The 13,941-nt window shown below is 70.1% G+C and carries 13 protein-coding genes; 1 reads left to right on the top strand and 12 read right to left on the bottom strand.

Annotated features, from left to right (window positions below):
* Nucleotides 1-652: 652 nt before the first annotated feature.
* The 11 genes from rpoZ to pyrR form a co-directional block, all read right to left on the bottom strand.
* Nucleotides 653-916 carry a DNA-directed RNA polymerase subunit omega gene (gene rpoZ / locus BKA14_RS42380; RefSeq protein ID WP_015623990.1) on the bottom strand — a complete coding sequence of 88 codons (264 nt, stop codon included), beginning with the start codon at nucleotides 914-916 and terminating at the stop codon, nucleotides 653-655.
* A 13-nt stretch (nucleotides 917-929) separates the two neighbouring features.
* Nucleotides 930-1,529 carry a guanylate kinase gene (gmk, locus tag BKA14_RS42375; protein WP_184956345.1) on the bottom strand — a complete coding sequence of 200 codons (600 nt, stop codon included), beginning with the start codon at nucleotides 1,527-1,529 and terminating at the stop codon, nucleotides 930-932.
* A gap of 32 nt (nucleotides 1,530-1,561) precedes the next feature.
* Nucleotides 1,562-1,879, bottom strand: coding sequence for an integration host factor, actinobacterial type (gene mihF, locus BKA14_RS42370; protein ID WP_020517554.1), 318 nt, complete (start codon nucleotides 1,877-1,879; stop codon nucleotides 1,562-1,564).
* A 185-nt stretch (nucleotides 1,880-2,064) separates the two neighbouring features.
* Nucleotides 2,065-2,895 carry an orotidine-5'-phosphate decarboxylase gene (gene pyrF / locus BKA14_RS42365; RefSeq protein WP_184956344.1) on the bottom strand — a complete coding sequence of 277 codons (831 nt, stop codon included), beginning with the start codon at nucleotides 2,893-2,895 and terminating at the stop codon, nucleotides 2,065-2,067.
* Between the two features lie 35 nt (nucleotides 2,896-2,930).
* On the bottom strand, nucleotides 2,931-4,193 hold the full coding sequence (locus BKA14_RS42360; protein WP_184956343.1) for an adenosylmethionine--8-amino-7-oxononanoate transaminase: 1,263 nt from the start codon (nucleotides 4,191-4,193) through the stop codon (nucleotides 2,931-2,933).
* The gene (locus tag BKA14_RS42355; RefSeq protein WP_184956342.1) at nucleotides 4,190-5,191 is read right to left on the bottom strand and encodes a quinone-dependent dihydroorotate dehydrogenase; all 1,002 of its coding nucleotides are present in this window, start codon (nucleotides 5,189-5,191) and stop codon (nucleotides 4,190-4,192) included. The genes BKA14_RS42360 and BKA14_RS42355 overlap by 4 nt, the downstream gene beginning before the upstream one ends.
* Nucleotides 5,188-8,496 (bottom strand): carbamoyl-phosphate synthase large subunit, encoded by a 3,309-nt coding sequence (gene carB / locus BKA14_RS42350; protein ID WP_184956341.1) that lies wholly within the window; start codon nucleotides 8,494-8,496, stop codon nucleotides 5,188-5,190. Before carB ends, BKA14_RS42355 begins: the two co-directional genes overlap by 4 nt.
* 2 nt (nucleotides 8,497-8,498) lie before the next feature.
* The gene (gene carA / locus BKA14_RS42345) at nucleotides 8,499-9,605 is read right to left on the bottom strand and encodes a glutamine-hydrolyzing carbamoyl-phosphate synthase small subunit (RefSeq protein ID WP_184956340.1); all 1,107 of its coding nucleotides are present in this window, start codon (nucleotides 9,603-9,605) and stop codon (nucleotides 8,499-8,501) included.
* Nucleotides 9,606-10,871: a dihydroorotase gene (locus BKA14_RS42340; protein WP_184956339.1), complete on the bottom strand. Its 1,266-nt coding sequence runs from the start codon at nucleotides 10,869-10,871 to the stop codon at nucleotides 9,606-9,608.
* The gene (locus BKA14_RS42335; protein ID WP_184956338.1) at nucleotides 10,868-11,791 is read right to left on the bottom strand and encodes an aspartate carbamoyltransferase catalytic subunit; all 924 of its coding nucleotides are present in this window, start codon (nucleotides 11,789-11,791) and stop codon (nucleotides 10,868-10,870) included. Before BKA14_RS42335 ends, BKA14_RS42340 begins: the two co-directional genes overlap by 4 nt.
* Entirely contained in the window at nucleotides 11,788-12,348 is a 561-nt protein-coding gene (pyrR, locus tag BKA14_RS42330) for a bifunctional pyr operon transcriptional regulator/uracil phosphoribosyltransferase PyrR (RefSeq protein ID WP_184956337.1), read from the bottom strand. The genes BKA14_RS42335 and pyrR overlap by 4 nt, the downstream gene beginning before the upstream one ends.
* A gap of 287 nt (nucleotides 12,349-12,635) precedes the next feature.
* Between pyrR and bldD the strand changes: the two genes are divergently transcribed.
* A complete protein-coding gene (gene bldD, locus BKA14_RS42325) occupies nucleotides 12,636-13,124 on the top strand; it encodes a transcriptional regulator BldD (protein WP_020517563.1) in 489 nt (162 codons plus the stop codon).
* Nucleotides 13,125-13,385: 261 nt separating this feature from the next.
* Here bldD and BKA14_RS42320 read toward each other — a convergent pair whose 3' ends face one another.
* Nucleotides 13,386-13,877, bottom strand: a complete 492-nt coding sequence (locus tag BKA14_RS42320) for an NUDIX hydrolase (RefSeq protein ID WP_184956336.1) — start codon at nucleotides 13,875-13,877, stop codon at nucleotides 13,386-13,388.
* Nucleotides 13,878-13,941 lie beyond the last annotated feature (64 nt).

The following is a 13,941-nucleotide window of genomic DNA, read 5'->3' as shown; positions in this document are numbered from 1 at the left end:
CGCGGGGCGGGGGGCGGAGGCGCGCAGGGCGCGATTTGCGGGGCGGAACGCGCGGAGGCGCAGGCGCGCAGGGCGCGATTGCGGGGCGGAACGCGCGGAGGCGCAGGCGCGCAGGGCGCGATTGCGGGGCGGAACGCGCGGAGGCGCAGGCGCGCAGGGCGCGATTGCGGGGCGGAACGCGCGGAGGCGCAGGCGCGCAGGGCGTGGGTGCGGGGTGCAGGCGCAGAGGGCGCGGCGCGGAGGACGCGCGCGATAAGCGGGGCGCGCAGCGCTTCGCGCAGGGCGGGCACGCAGGGCGCGGGGCGCTTCGCGCGGGGCGGCCGTGCAGAGCGCAGACGCGCGGAACGCGGGCACGAGGTCGCGGGACCCGGGCACGAGGACGCGGACACGCAGGACGCGGACACGCAGGACGCGGACACGCAGGACGCGCGCGCAGTGCGCGGGCGCAGCAGGTGCGGGAAGCGCAGGCACGGGCCGCGACGCCGCGGAAACCGAGGAAGCACAAGAGCGCGAAGCGGCGAGCGGCGGCTGGTGGGGCAGCGAGCCGGACAGCAAAGATCCCGCGCCCGGCAACCCGGGGACGCGGGATCAATGGGACCGCGCGGTGCGCGGCGTTGGACCGGTGACGAAGGCCCCGGTCAGGCAGCCCGGGTCACGGGTTGTCGGTGGCCTCGGCGGTCAGCAGGCCAGCGTTGATCTCACGCATGGCGATCGAGAGCGGCTTCTCCTGCGGCGTGGTCTCGACCAGCGGGCCCACGTATTCGAGGAGGCCCTCACCGAGCTGGCTGTAGTAGGCGTTGACCTGGCGGGCGCGCTTAGCCGCGAAGATCACCAGCGAGTACTTCGACGAGGTCTTGTCGAGCAGCTCGTCGATCGGCGGGTTGGTGATGCCTTCGGGGTTCGCGATGGTTCCCACAGTTTCAAAGTCCTTAATGCTCTGGGGCTTGCGCTGGCGTCAGATATGACGAACCGAGCAATCCTACCAGCTCATCGGCGGCCCGCTCGACGAAGTCGTTGACCACCGTGCGGTCGAATTCCTTCTCGGCGGCCAGTTCCTCGTCGGCGTGGGCCAACCGGCGGCGGATGGTCTCCTCGTCGTCGGTGCCCCGGCCGATCAGCCGGCGCCGCAGTTCTTCGACGCTGGGTGGGGCCAGGAACACCAGTTGGGCGTCGGGCATCGTGGCCCGCACCTGCCGGGCGCCCTGCAGATCGATCTTGAGCAGGACCGGCCGGCCCTGACCCAGCCAACCTTCGACCTGCGCCCGTGGCGTGCCGTAGAGGTTGCCGGCGAACTCGGCCCATTCGAGCAGCTGACCGCCGTCGATCAGTCGCTGGAATTCCTGCCGGTTCACGAAGTGGTAGTGCTCGCCGTCGGTCTCGTAGTCGCGCATCTTCCGCGTCGTCACGGAGACGGACAGCTTGATCCAAGGCGAGCGCGCCCGGATCAGCTCGATCACGCTGTCCTTGCCGACCCCGGAGGGGCCGGACAGGACGGTGAGGCGGGCTGCCGGGCGCGCGTCGTCATCCATGCTCACAGGCTCATTCAACACGAGCCCATGAGTCAGTTCGCAGCGAACTCCCCCAGGAGGGCCTTGCGCTGCTGGTCGCCGAGACCGCGCAGCCGGCGGCTGTCAGCGATCTTGAGCTTCTCCATGATCTGGGTCGCGCGGATCTTGCCGATGCCCGGCAGCGCCTGAAGCACGGCCGAGACCTTCAGCTTGCCGACGACCTCGTCCTCCTCCGCGCGGTCAAGCACAGCGGCGAGGGTGGTCTTGCCGGACTTGAGCTGTTCCTTCAGCTCAGCCCGAGCCTTGCGAACTTCCGCAGCCTTTTCCAGCGCGGCAGCGCGCTGCTCGGGGCTCAGTGACGGGAGCGGCACCAGTTCTCCTCAGGTCCCTATCGCGGCGGCGGTAGAAAGCCGCCGCTTCTGTGAAACGTGGTGTGCCAGGGAACCAAAGGGGCATGTGGTTCCCGGCGCCGGGAAAACTAGCGGTCAATGGCGCTTTCGGCAACGTGGGGGTACCCCCGATCCGGCTGTCCTACGGCCTGATAAGCAGGCGCGTTTCACCCGAGAGCGGTTTCACAGTCGGCCACCGCACGCTCCGCGGCGGCCCGCAACTCGACCACGCCGGGTCCCGCCGCGAGGACTTCCCGTGAGTACGACGGCAGCACGTTGCGCAGGCTTTCGCCGAAGACGGATCGCAGGTCGGAGGGGGTCGCGCCCTGCGCGCCGAGCCCCGGAGCGAGCAGCGGACCGTTTACTCGCGACAGATCGTGGCCCGTATCGCCGATCGTCGCTCCGATTACGAGCCCGAGGCTTCCGAGCGGCTCCGCACCGGCGTTGAGCTGGGAAATCTCGTCGATCACCGCCTGCCCCACGGTCCTTTTGTCCGATGCGACAGCATGCTGGACGGACGGTCCCTCCGGATTGGACGTCAGGGCCAGGACAAACACGCCACCGCCGTTGCGCGCCGCGACGTCGAACGCCGGCTGCAACGAGCCGACTCCGAGATAGGGACTGACAGTAATCGCGTCAGCACAGAGAGAACTGGACGGATCGAGGTAGGCGTCGGCGTACGCGGCCATCGTCGAGCCGATGTCGCCGCGCTTCACGTCGAGAAGAACCAGCGCACCGGCCTCGCGGGACTGTCGGATAGTTGACTCAAGAATTCCGATGCCACGTGACCCAAATCTCTCGAAAAACGCGGACTGCGGCTTGAGCACGGCCACCCGATCGGCCAGGGCTTCGACCACCGTACGGGCGAAGCGTTCCAGGCCGGCGATGTCGTCCGAGAGGCCCCACCTGGTCAGCAGGGCGGCGTGCGGATCGATGCCGACGCAGAGCCGGCCCCTCTTCTCCGTGGCCTCTGCGAGGCGCTTGCCGAAGGTCTCCACAGGGACTCCTCAAGATTGGGCGGTCAAGTAGTCAGTCAGGTTGCCGCCACCGCGGCGGCGATCCCGGAGACGATCAGGGCGACGTCCTCGGGCGATGTCACGAACGGCGGCATCGTGTAGATCAGGTCGCGGAACGGGCGCAGCCACACGCCCGCCTCGACGGCCGCCTCGGTCGCGGCCGCCATGTCGACGGGGCGATCCAGCTGGACGACCCCGATCGCGCCGAGGACCCGCACGTCGGCGACACCGGGCGCGTCCCGCAGCGGCGTCAGCCCGTCACGGAGACCGCTTTCGATCATCCGTACGCGGGAGGTCCAATCGCCGGCTCGCAGCAGGCCCAGCGACGCGTTGGCCACCGCGCAGGCCAGCGGGTTACCCATGAACGTCGGGCCGTGGGCGAGGCCGCCACCCTCCCCCGCCGAGATCGCCGCGGCCACCCGGGGAGTGCACAGCGTCGCGGCCAAGGTCAGGTAGCCACCGGTCAGGGCTTTCCCGACGCACATGATGTCGGGAGTCACCCCGGCCAGCTCGGCGGCGAAGAAGGATCCCGTACGCCCGAAGCCCGTCGCGATCTCATCGAAGATCAGGAAGATGCCGTGCTCGGCCGTCACGTCGCGCAGGACGCGCAAATACGCCGGATCGTGAAACCGCATACCCCCGGCGCCCTGCACGACCGGCTCGACGATCACAGCCGCGATCTCGTCGGCGTGGCGCGAGATCATGTCGACGAGCGAGGCGGCGTACGCGTCGTCGTAAGCGGCGGGCGGCGGGCCGGCGAAGATCTGGGCCGGCAGCACCCCGGTCCACAGCGAATGCATGCCGCCGACCGGGTCGCACACGCTCATCGGGTGGAACGTGTCGCCGTGATAGCCGCCGCGCCACGTCGCGAGCTTGCGCCGGCCGGGCCGCCCGAGGGCGAGCTGGGCCTGCAACGCCATCTTGATCGCCACCTCGACCCCGACCGAACCGGAGTCGCACAGGAAAACGTGTTCGAGACCGTCCGGCGCGAGGTCGACCAGTGTGGTGGCGAGCCGGACGGCGGGCTCGTGGGTGAGCCCGCCGAACATCACGTGGCTCATCCGCTGGGACTGCTCGACCAACGCCGCGTCGAGCACCGGGTGCCGGTAGCCGTGGATGGCCGCCCACCAGGACGACATCCCGTCGACCACCTCGCGGCCGCCGGCCAGCCGCAGACGCACCCCCTGCGCGCTCTCGACCAGATAGGGCTCGCTGCGTCCGGGCATCGGCCCGTACGGGTGCCAGACGTGCGCCCGGTCGAGCGCCAGCAGGTCGGTCATATCGAGCGCGCCGCCGCCCGCACCAGCGCGGGACCGTGATAAATGAAACCGCTGTAGAGCTGGATCAGCGCCGCACCCGCGTCGAACAACCGCGCCGCGTCGTCGGCGCACATAACCCCGCCCACCCCGATGATCGGCAGTCGTCCACCGGTCTCGGTGTGGACGAAATGGACCACTTTGCGGGCCTTCTCGGTCAGCGGCGCCCCGGACAGCCCGCCCGCCTCGGTGGCGCGCGGCTGGTCGGCGGCCGCGAGCCCCTCCCGGGCCAGGGTCGTGTTGGTCGCGATGACCCCGGCCGCGCCGTGACTGAGGCAGACCTCGAGCAGTTCGGCGATGGCCGGTTCGGTGAGATCCGGGGCGATTTTCACCAGTACGGGGGTCTCGCCGCGCAGCGCGCCCAGCAGTTCCGCGACCGCGTCCTTGTCCTGCAGTGTCCGCAGCCCCGGTGTGTTGGGCGACGAGACGTTGACGGCGATGTAGTCCGCGTACGGGTGCAGCAGCCGGTAGGAGGTCAGATAGTCCTCCACCGCCTCGCCCAGCGGGGTGACCTTGGACTTGCCGAGCGACACACCCAGCGGCACACCGATCGGGCCCAGGGTCTTCAGCCGCTCGGCCAGCGCGGCCGCTCCGGCGTTGTTGAAGCCCATCCGGTTGATGATCGCCGCGCTGTCCCGCAGACGGAACAGGCGCGGCTTGTCGTTGCCGGGCTGCGCCCGCGCGGTGACCGTGCCGACCTCGACGAAGCCGAACCCGAGGGCGGGCCAGGCCGGCAGCGCGACACCGTTCTTGTCCATGCCCGCGGCCAGCCCGACCGAGTTGGCGAAGCGCACCCCGAACACCTCGACCGGTTTGTCGGTCGCGTAGCGCGAGCGCAGCGCGGACCGGACGGGGGCGGGCAGCGCGGCCAGGCGCTTGAGCGTGAACTCGTGCGCCGTCTCGGCGTCGCCGCCGCCCACCCGGAACAGGACCGGGCGGACGGCGGACTCGAACAAGGTCACTCGGCGCCTCGCAGGACGGCGTGCAACTCCTGCAGCGGCCGCACGGTCATGTCGCCGCGCATCAACGCCTCGATGCCCATCACCGCGGCCGCCGCCCCCGGCACCGTGGTGATGCTCGGGATGTCCGCGGTGACCGCGGCGCTGCGGATCTCGTACCCGTCGTTGCGGGCGTGGGCCCCCGACGGCGTGTTGATGATCATCGCGATCTCGCCGGCCAGGATGAGCTCCACCGCGTTCTTGCCGGGGCTCTCGTAGTGCTTGGGGACGACCTCGCAGACCACGCCGTAGCGTCGCAGCACCTCGCCGGTGCCGGCCGTGGTGACGATCGTGAAGCCGAGGTCGGCCAGCCGCTTGATCGGGAAGACCATGGCCCGCTTGTCGCGGTTGGCCACCGAGACGAAGATCTTGCCGGCGGTCGGGAGCGACCCGTACGCCGCGGCCTGCGACTTGGCGAACGCCTGACCGAAGCCGGCGTCGATGCCCATCACCTCGCCGGTCGACTTCATCTCGGGGCCGAGCAGGCTGTCCACGCCCTGGCCGGCCGGGGTGCGGAACCGCTTGAACGGCAGCACCGCCTCCTTGATCGCGATCGGCGCGCCCTCGGGCACCGTGCCGCCGTCGCCTTCCGGCAGCAGGATCCCCTCGGCCCGCAGCTCGGCGACCGTCGCGCCCAGCATGATCCGGGCGGCCGCCTTGGCCAGCGGCACCGCGGTCGCCTTGGAGACGAACGGGACCGTACGGGAGGCCCGCGGGTTGGCCTCGAGCACGTAGAGGGTGTCGTCCTTGAGCGCGTACTGCACGTTGAGCAGGCCGCGCACCCCGACGCCGCGGGCGATCGCCTCCGTGTAGCGGCGCACCTCGGCCAGGTGCGAGCCCGCGAGGGTGATCGGCGGCAGCGAGCACGACGAGTCGCCGGAGTGGATGCCGGCCTCCTCGATGTGCTCCATCACGCCGCCCAGGTAGACCTCGCCGGTGTCGTCGCAGAGCGCGTCCACGTCGATCTCGATCGCGTCGTCGAGGAACCGGTCGACCAGCACCGGGTGGTCGGGCGAGATCTCGGTGGCCCGCTCGATGTAGCCCTTCAGCGTCGCCTCGTCGTAGACGATCTCCATGCCGCGCCCGCCCAGCACGTACGACGGGCGGACCAGCACCGGGTAGCCGATCGTGTCGGCGATCGTCTTGGCCTCGTCGAAGCTGGTGGCGGTGCCGTGGTCGGGCGAGCGCAGGCCGGCCTTGGCCAGCACGGCGCCGAACAGCCCGCGGTCCTCGGCCAGGTCGATCGACTCGGGCGAGGTGCCGACGATCGGCACGCCCGCGGCCTTGAGCCGGTTGGCCAGGCCGAGCGGGGTCTGCCCGCCGAGCTGCACGATCACGCCGACCACACCGGGGCCGCCGGCCGCCTTGCCGCTGGAGTCCTCCGAGTGGAACACCTCGTAGACGTCCTCGAAGGTGAGCGGCTCGAAGTAGAGCCGGTCGGCCGTGTCGTAGTCGGTCGAGACCGTCTCGGGGTTGCAGTTGACCATCACGGTCTCGAAATCGACCCCGCGCAACGCCATCACGGCGTGCACGCACGAGTAGTCGAACTCGATGCCCTGGCCGATGCGGTTCGGACCCGAGCCGAGGATGAGCACCTTGGGCCGGTCCGACGGCGCGACCTCGGTCTCCTCGTCGTACGTCGAGTAGTGGTACGGGGTGTCGGCCTCGAACTCGGCCGCACACGTGTCGACGGTCTTGTAGACCGGGCGGATGCCCAGCCGGTGCCGCAGCGTGCGCACCCCGTCCTCGCCGGCCAGCTCAGGACGCAAAGCGGCCAGCTGCTTGTCGGAGACGCCCGAGCGCTTGGCCCGGCGCAGCAGCTTCCCGTCGAGCACCGGCGCGTCGATGATCTCCGCACGGAGGTCGACCAGCGCCTTGATCTCGTCGAGGAACCACGGGTCGATCCGTCCGCTGGCCTCGTGCACCTGCTCGACCGTCGCGCCCAGCCGCAGCGCCCGCTCGACGGTGTACAGACGGCCGTCGTGCGGAACGCGCAACGCGGCCAGTGCTTCTTCCACTGAGTCCGACTTGTCCGATGAGGTCCAGAAGCCCGCGGCAGATGTTTCGAGCGACCGCATCGCCTTGTTGAGGGCCTCGGCGAAGTTGCGCCCGATGGACATCGCCTCACCGACCGACTTCATGGTCGTGGTCAGCTCGGGGTCGGCCCCCGGGAACTTCTCGAACGCGAACCGCGGAATCTTCACGACCACGTAGTCGAGGGCCGGCTCGAACGCGGCCGGCGTCTTGAGCGTGATGTCGTTGGGGATCTCGTCGAGCGTGTAACCGATGGCCAGCTTGGCCGCGATCTTCGCGATCGGGAAGCCGGTCGCCTTGGAGGCCAGCGCCGACGACCGCGACACGCGCGGGTTCATCTCGATCACGACCAGGCGCCCGTTGTCCGGGTTGATGGCGAACTGGATGTTGCAGCCGCCGGTGTCCACGCCGACCTCGCGCAGCACGGCGATGCCGAGGTCGCGCAGGTTCTGATACTCCCGGTCGGTCAGGGTCATGGCCGGGGCCACGGTCACCGAGTCGCCGGTGTGCACGCCCATCGGGTCGACGTTCTCGATCGAGCAGACGACCACGACGTTGTCGTGCTTGTCGCGCATCAGCTCGAGCTCGTACTCCTTCCAGCCGAGCACGCTCTCCTCGATGAGCACCTCGTGCACGGGCGAGGCGGCCAGGCCGGCGCCCGCGATGCGCTCGAGGTCCTCGTCGGTGTGGGCCATGCCCGAGCCCAGGCCGCCCATGGTGAACGAGGGCCGGATGACCACCGGCAGGCCGAGGTCGGCCACGGTGGCCTTGACCTCGTCCATCGAGTGGCAGACGCGCGAGCGCGGGGTCTCGCCGCCCGCCTTGGCCACGATCTCCTTGAACAGCTGACGGTCCTCGCCGCGGCGGATCGCGTCGACGTCCGCGCCGATCAGCTCGACGCCGTACTTCTCCAGGACGCCGCTCTCGTGCAGCGCGATCGCGGTGTTGAGCGCGGTCTGCCCGCCCAGCGTGGGCAGGATCGCGTCGGGGCGCTCCTTGGCGATGACCAGCTCGACGAATTCCGGGGTGATCGGCTCGACGTAGGTGGCGTCGGCGAACTCGGGGTCGGTCATGATCGTGGCCGGGTTGGAGTTGACCAGCGAGACCCGGATGCCCTCGGCCCGCAGCACCCGGCAGGCCTGGGTGCCCGAGTAGTCGAACTCGCAGGCCTGGCCGATGACGATCGGACCGGAGCCGATCACCATGACGTGCTTGAGATCTTCACGCTTCGGCATGATCAGGCCTTCCGTTCCACGAGCTCGACGAACCTGTCGAAGAGGTAGTCGGCGTCGTGCGGGCCCGCCGCGGCCTCGGGGTGGTACTGGACGGTGAACGCGGGCACCTCGAGCCCGCGCAGGCCCTCGACCACGTTGTCGTTGAGGCAGACGTGCGAGACCTCGACCCCGCCGAACTCGGTGTCGATCACGGTGTTGAGCGGCGCGTCGACCGCGAACCCGTGGTTGTGGCTGGTCACCTCGACCTTGCCGGTGGTCTTGTCGAGCACCGGCTGGTTGATGCCACGGTGGCCGTAGCCCAGCTTGTAGGTGCCGAAGCCGAGCGCGCGGCCCAGGATCTGGCTGCCGAAGCAGATGCCGAACAGCGGCTTCTGCCGGCGCATGACCTCTTGGGCCAGCGCGACCGGGCCGTCGGCGGTCGCCGGGTCGCCGGGGCCGGGTGAGAAGAAGACCGCGTCGGGCGAGACCGCGAGCAGCTCGTCGATCGACGCCGACGCCGGGAAGACGTGCGTCGTCACCCCGCGCTCGGCCAGCCGCCGCGAGACGTTCCGCTTGATCCCGAGGTCGAGCGCGGCCACGGTGTAGCGGTGTTCGCCGACGGCGTCGACTCGATACGGCGAGGACGTCGTCACCTCGGCCGACAGGTCCGCGCCGACCATCTCCGGCGCCGCCTGCACGCGCGACAACAGCGACTGCGGGTCCAGGTCCACCGATGAGATGCCCACCCGCATCGCACCCCGCGAGCGGAGATGACGCGTCAGCGCCCGGGTGTCGATCCCACTGATCCCGACCACACCCTCGGCCGCGAGCCGCTCCCCCAGGTCGCCGGTCGAGCGCCAGTTCGAGGGCCGGCGAGCCGGGTCCCGTACGACGTAGCCCGCCACCCAGATGCGCGAGGACTCGTCGTCCTCGGTGTTGACCCCGGTGTTGCCGATCTGCGGCGCCGTCTGCACGACGACCTGCCGGTGATACGACGGGTCGGTCAGTGTCTCCTGATAACCGGTCATGCCGGTGGTGAACACGGCCTCGCCGAACGTCTCCCCGGTGGCGCCGTAGGCGTCGCCGATGAAGGTGCGTCCGTCCTCGAGAACCAAAAGCGCTTTTGACATCTACTTAACAGCCTTCCCGTCCAGGACCGTCGGCTCTCCCCGGAGGAAGGTCGCGACGATGCGACCCGGCAGGGTGGTGCCCGCGTACGGTGTGTTGCGGCTCTTGCTCGCCAGCTCGGACGGGTCGACGACCCGCCGGGCGGACGGATCCACCAGCGTGAGGTTGGCCGGCTGCCCGACGCTGAGGTCGGTGCCGTGGCCGGTCAGGCCCGCGATGCGCGCGGGCGTCCGGGACATGCGCTCGGCGATCAGATCCCAGCGGTCACCCAGCACGGAGAGCACCACGGGCAGCGCGGTCTCCAGACCGACCATGCCCGGCCGCGCGTACGCCCATTCGCACTCCTTGTCCTCCGTCGCGTGCGGCGCGTGATCCGTGGCGACGATGTCGATCACGCCCTCGATCAGCGCGGCCCGCAGGGCTTCGACGTCGGAGGCCGTACGCAACGGGGGGTTGACCTTGTAGACCGGATCGTAGGACGCGGCCAGCTCGTCGGTCAGCAGCAGGTGGTGCGGCGTGACCTCGGCCGTCACCCGCACCCCGCGGGCCTTGGCCTGGCGCAGCACCTCGACCGAACCGGCCGTGGAGACGTGGCAGACGTGCAGGCGGCTGCCCACGTGCTCGGCCAGCAGCACGTCGCGCGCGATAATCGCCTCTTCCGCGACGGCCGGCCAGCCGGTGAGCCCGAGCCGGGTGCTGACCTCGCCCTCGTGCATCTGGGCGCCCTCGGTGAGCCGCGGCTCCTCGGCGTGCTGGGCGATGATGCCGTCGAACGCCTTCACGTATTCGAGCGCGCGGCGCATCAGCCGCGGGTCGGCCACGCAGTGCCCGTCGTCCGAGAAGATCCGGACGTTGGCCGCGGAGCTTGCCATCGCGCCCAGCTCGGCCAGCTGGCGACCGGCCAGCCCGACAGTGACCGCGCCGATCGGCTGCACGTCGACCAGGCCGGCCTCCTTGCCCAGGCGCCAGACCTGCTCGACCACGCCGGCCGTGTCGGCCACCGGCGAGGTGTTGGCCATCGCGAAGACCGCCGTGTAACCACCCAGCGCGGCCGAGCGGGAGCCCGTCTCGACCGTCTCGGCGTCTTCCCGGCCGGGTTCGCGCAGATGGGTGTGCAGGTCGACCAGGCCCGGCAGCGCGACGAGCCCGGCCGCGTCGATGACCTCGGCGTCCCCGGCGGCCCCGGAGGAAACAACGCCGTCGCGGATGAGCAGGTCGGCCGGGTCGGCGCCCAGCACCGACACCCCACGAAGCAGATAAGAGGTCATGCCTTGCCCCCAAGCAGCAGGTAGAGAACGGCCATCCGGGCGCTGACCCCGTTGGCGACCTGTTCGACGATCGTGGATCGCGACGAGTCCGCCACCTCGGGCGTGATCTCCATGCCGCGGTTCATCGGGCCGGGGTGCATCACGATCGCGTGCTCCGGCAGCTTGCGCATGCGCGCGAGGTCGAGACCGTAGCGGCGGCTGTACTCCCGGGCCGAGGGGAAGTACGAGTCCTGCATGCGCTCGGTCTGCACCCGCAGCATCATCACAACGTCCATGTCGGGCAGGACGCTATCGAGGTCGTACGACACTTTGGTGGCCGGCGACAGGGCGGCCGCGATGTCCACCGGAATGAGTGTCGGCGGCCCGACCAGGGTCACCTCGGCGCCCAGGGTCGTCAGCAGCAGCACGTTGGAGCGGGCGACCCGGCTGTGAAGCACGTCACCCACGATGGCGACGCGCAGACCGTCGAGGCGGCCCAGGCGCGACCGCATCGTGTACGCGTCGAGCAGCGCCTGCGTCGGGTGCTCGTGGGTGCCGTCCCCCGCGTTGACCACCGACCCGTCGACCCACGCGGCCAGCCGGTGCGGCGCGCCCGAGGCGGGGTGCCGGATCACGACCGCGTCGGCCCCCATGGCCTGCAGGGTCAGCGCGGTGTCCTTGAGGCTCTCGCCCTTCGACACGCTGGAGCCCTTGGCCGAGAAGTTGATGACGTCGGCCGAGAGCCGCTTGGCGGCCGCCTCGAACGAGATGCGCGTGCGGGTCGAGTCCTCGTAGAACAGGTTGACCACCGTACGGCCGCGCAGCGTCGGCAGCTTCTTGACCTCGCGGCCGGCCAGCGCGGCCATCTCGCCCGCGGTGTCCAGGATCAGGGTCGCGGTGGCCGCGTCGAGGTCGGCGGCCGAGCGCAGATGCTTGATCACTTGTCACCCCCGGTCAGCTTGACCTCGTCGAGGCCGTCGGTCTCGGTCAGCGAGACCCGGACGCTCTCGACCAGCGAGGTCGGAATGTTCTTGCCCACGTAGTCGGCGCGGATCGGCAGCTCCCGGTGACCGCGGTCGACCAGCACCGCGAGCTGCACCGAGCTCGGCCGGCCCTCGTCCTTCAGGGCGTCGAGCGCGGCCCGGACCGTACGGCCGGAGAAGAGCACGTCGTCGACGAGGACCACGCGCCGCCCGTCGATCCCCCCGCCGGGCAGCTCGGTCTTGCCGAGCGCGCGGGTGGCCTGCAACCGCAGGTCGTCGCGGTAGAGAGTGATGTCGAGCGAGCCGACCGGGACGTCGATGCCCTCGAAGGCGTGGATGCGGGCGGCCAGCCGGCGGGCCAGCGGCACTCCGCGGGTGGGGATGCCGAGAAGCACGGTGCCGGTGGCGCCGGAGGTCTTCTCGAGAATCTGATGAGCAATGCGATCGACAACCCGTTGCAGGTCGGACGCACTCAAAATGATCTTGCTGGGCGCGTCGGCGCGTGGCGATGCCACGGCGGACCTCCTTCCCCGCCTCACGGGACGGGTCGTTAAAGGATGTCTTCGGGGCAACCCGTGAGGGGCCGCCCCTATGGCTGACGCTACGTTACCAGTGGTCGCGGTGATGACCATGGTGACGTGGCTGACCCGAGAACACGCCCGGCGAATCGGACACTTCGCCCCGGGTGAACGCGACTCATAGGTAACCGACACTTGACCAGGGGTCGCAAACTCCGTACCGTCACGCTGCGTAGCGATCGCCGAGGGGAACCCTCGGGGCCAGCACAGTGGGAGTGTTCCGAATGCCGTCTGAGTACGCCAAGTCGCTGGGTGCGCGCCTGCGCTCCATCCGGCAGCAGCAGGGCCTGTCCCTGCAGGGTGTGGAAGAGAAGTCCAACGGCCGGTGGAAGGCCGTCGTGGTGGGCTCGTACGAGCGCGGCGACCGTGCCGTCACCGTCTCGCGCCTCGCCGAGCTGGCCGACTTCTACCGGGTGCCCGTCTCGGAGCTGCTGCCCGACGGCAGCGGCGTCCGGCTCGAGGCCACCAACAAGATCGTGCTCGACCTCGAGAAGCTCTACGACACCACCGGCGAGGACCTCGCCTACGTCGCCCGTTACGCCCGCGCCATTCAGCAGCAGCGCGGCGACTACAACGGCCGCGTCCTCTCCATCCGCGCCGACGACCTGCGGGCGCTGGCCATCGTGTACGACATCTCGCCGTCGGGCCTGATCGAGCGCCTGACCGAGCAGGGCGTTCTCGTGGCCGACCCCCGGGCCTTCTTCGCCAGCTAGTCCGCTCCACCACCGGCCCCCAACCGGTCACAATCCCCCATCCTCGACCGCGCCGAATCCACCATCGGCACGCGTCCCGAGTCCGAAAAGCCCGCGGCCGTCGCGGGCTTTTTCGTTTTCCCGGCCGTGTCGTTCCGTGCGACGATCGACATCACTGATCGTGGCCGACGTGACTACGATGATCGACTCAGCCGCCGGAATTTGCGCGATCAGTGATGCCGGGGCCGCGTACGGTCAACTATTTTGCCGCCGGGACCGGGCTCAGCCGAAGTGGTGCCAGGGCAGCTCGACCAGCTCGGCCGGCGACGCGCCGACGACGAGGTCGGCGAGCAGTCCGGCCAGGCGGAACGGATAGACGGTCTCGTCGGTGGCGGCCAGTTCCGCGGCCGACCACCACCGGAATCCCGCGTAGTGCTTTCGTTCCAGCTCCGTGTGACCGCTCGTGTCCACTTCGTGCCGATCGACCCGATACACGAAGAAGTCGTCGCGGAACAGGCCCCGGGCGAACGTGAGATCCGCATGGCCCGTCGTGAACGCGACCGGCCGCAGGTCCCGCGGCCGCACCGCGAGGCCGACCTCCTCCCGCAGCTCGCGCGCGGCGGCCGGCCGAAGCCGCTCCCACCACTTCACGCCGCCGCCCGGAGTGAGCCACACATGCCCCGGACCGGGAAGCAGCGCCGATCGCAGCAGCAACACCCGATCCTCGGAGTCGATCAACAAGACGCGGGCCGAGCGGCGGGCGTAGCGAGGCATGGCCACACCCTACGATGCCGATCGATGTCCGGAACGTGACCGTTCCCGCGGAAACGGTAAACGA

The organism is Paractinoplanes abujensis (assembly GCF_014204895.1).
Taxonomy (GTDB): Bacteria; Actinomycetota; Actinomycetes; order Mycobacteriales; family Micromonosporaceae; genus Actinoplanes; species Actinoplanes abujensis.
The sequence above is the reverse complement of the archived record's forward strand: the minus strand, read 5'-3'. Positions and strand labels throughout refer to the sequence as shown.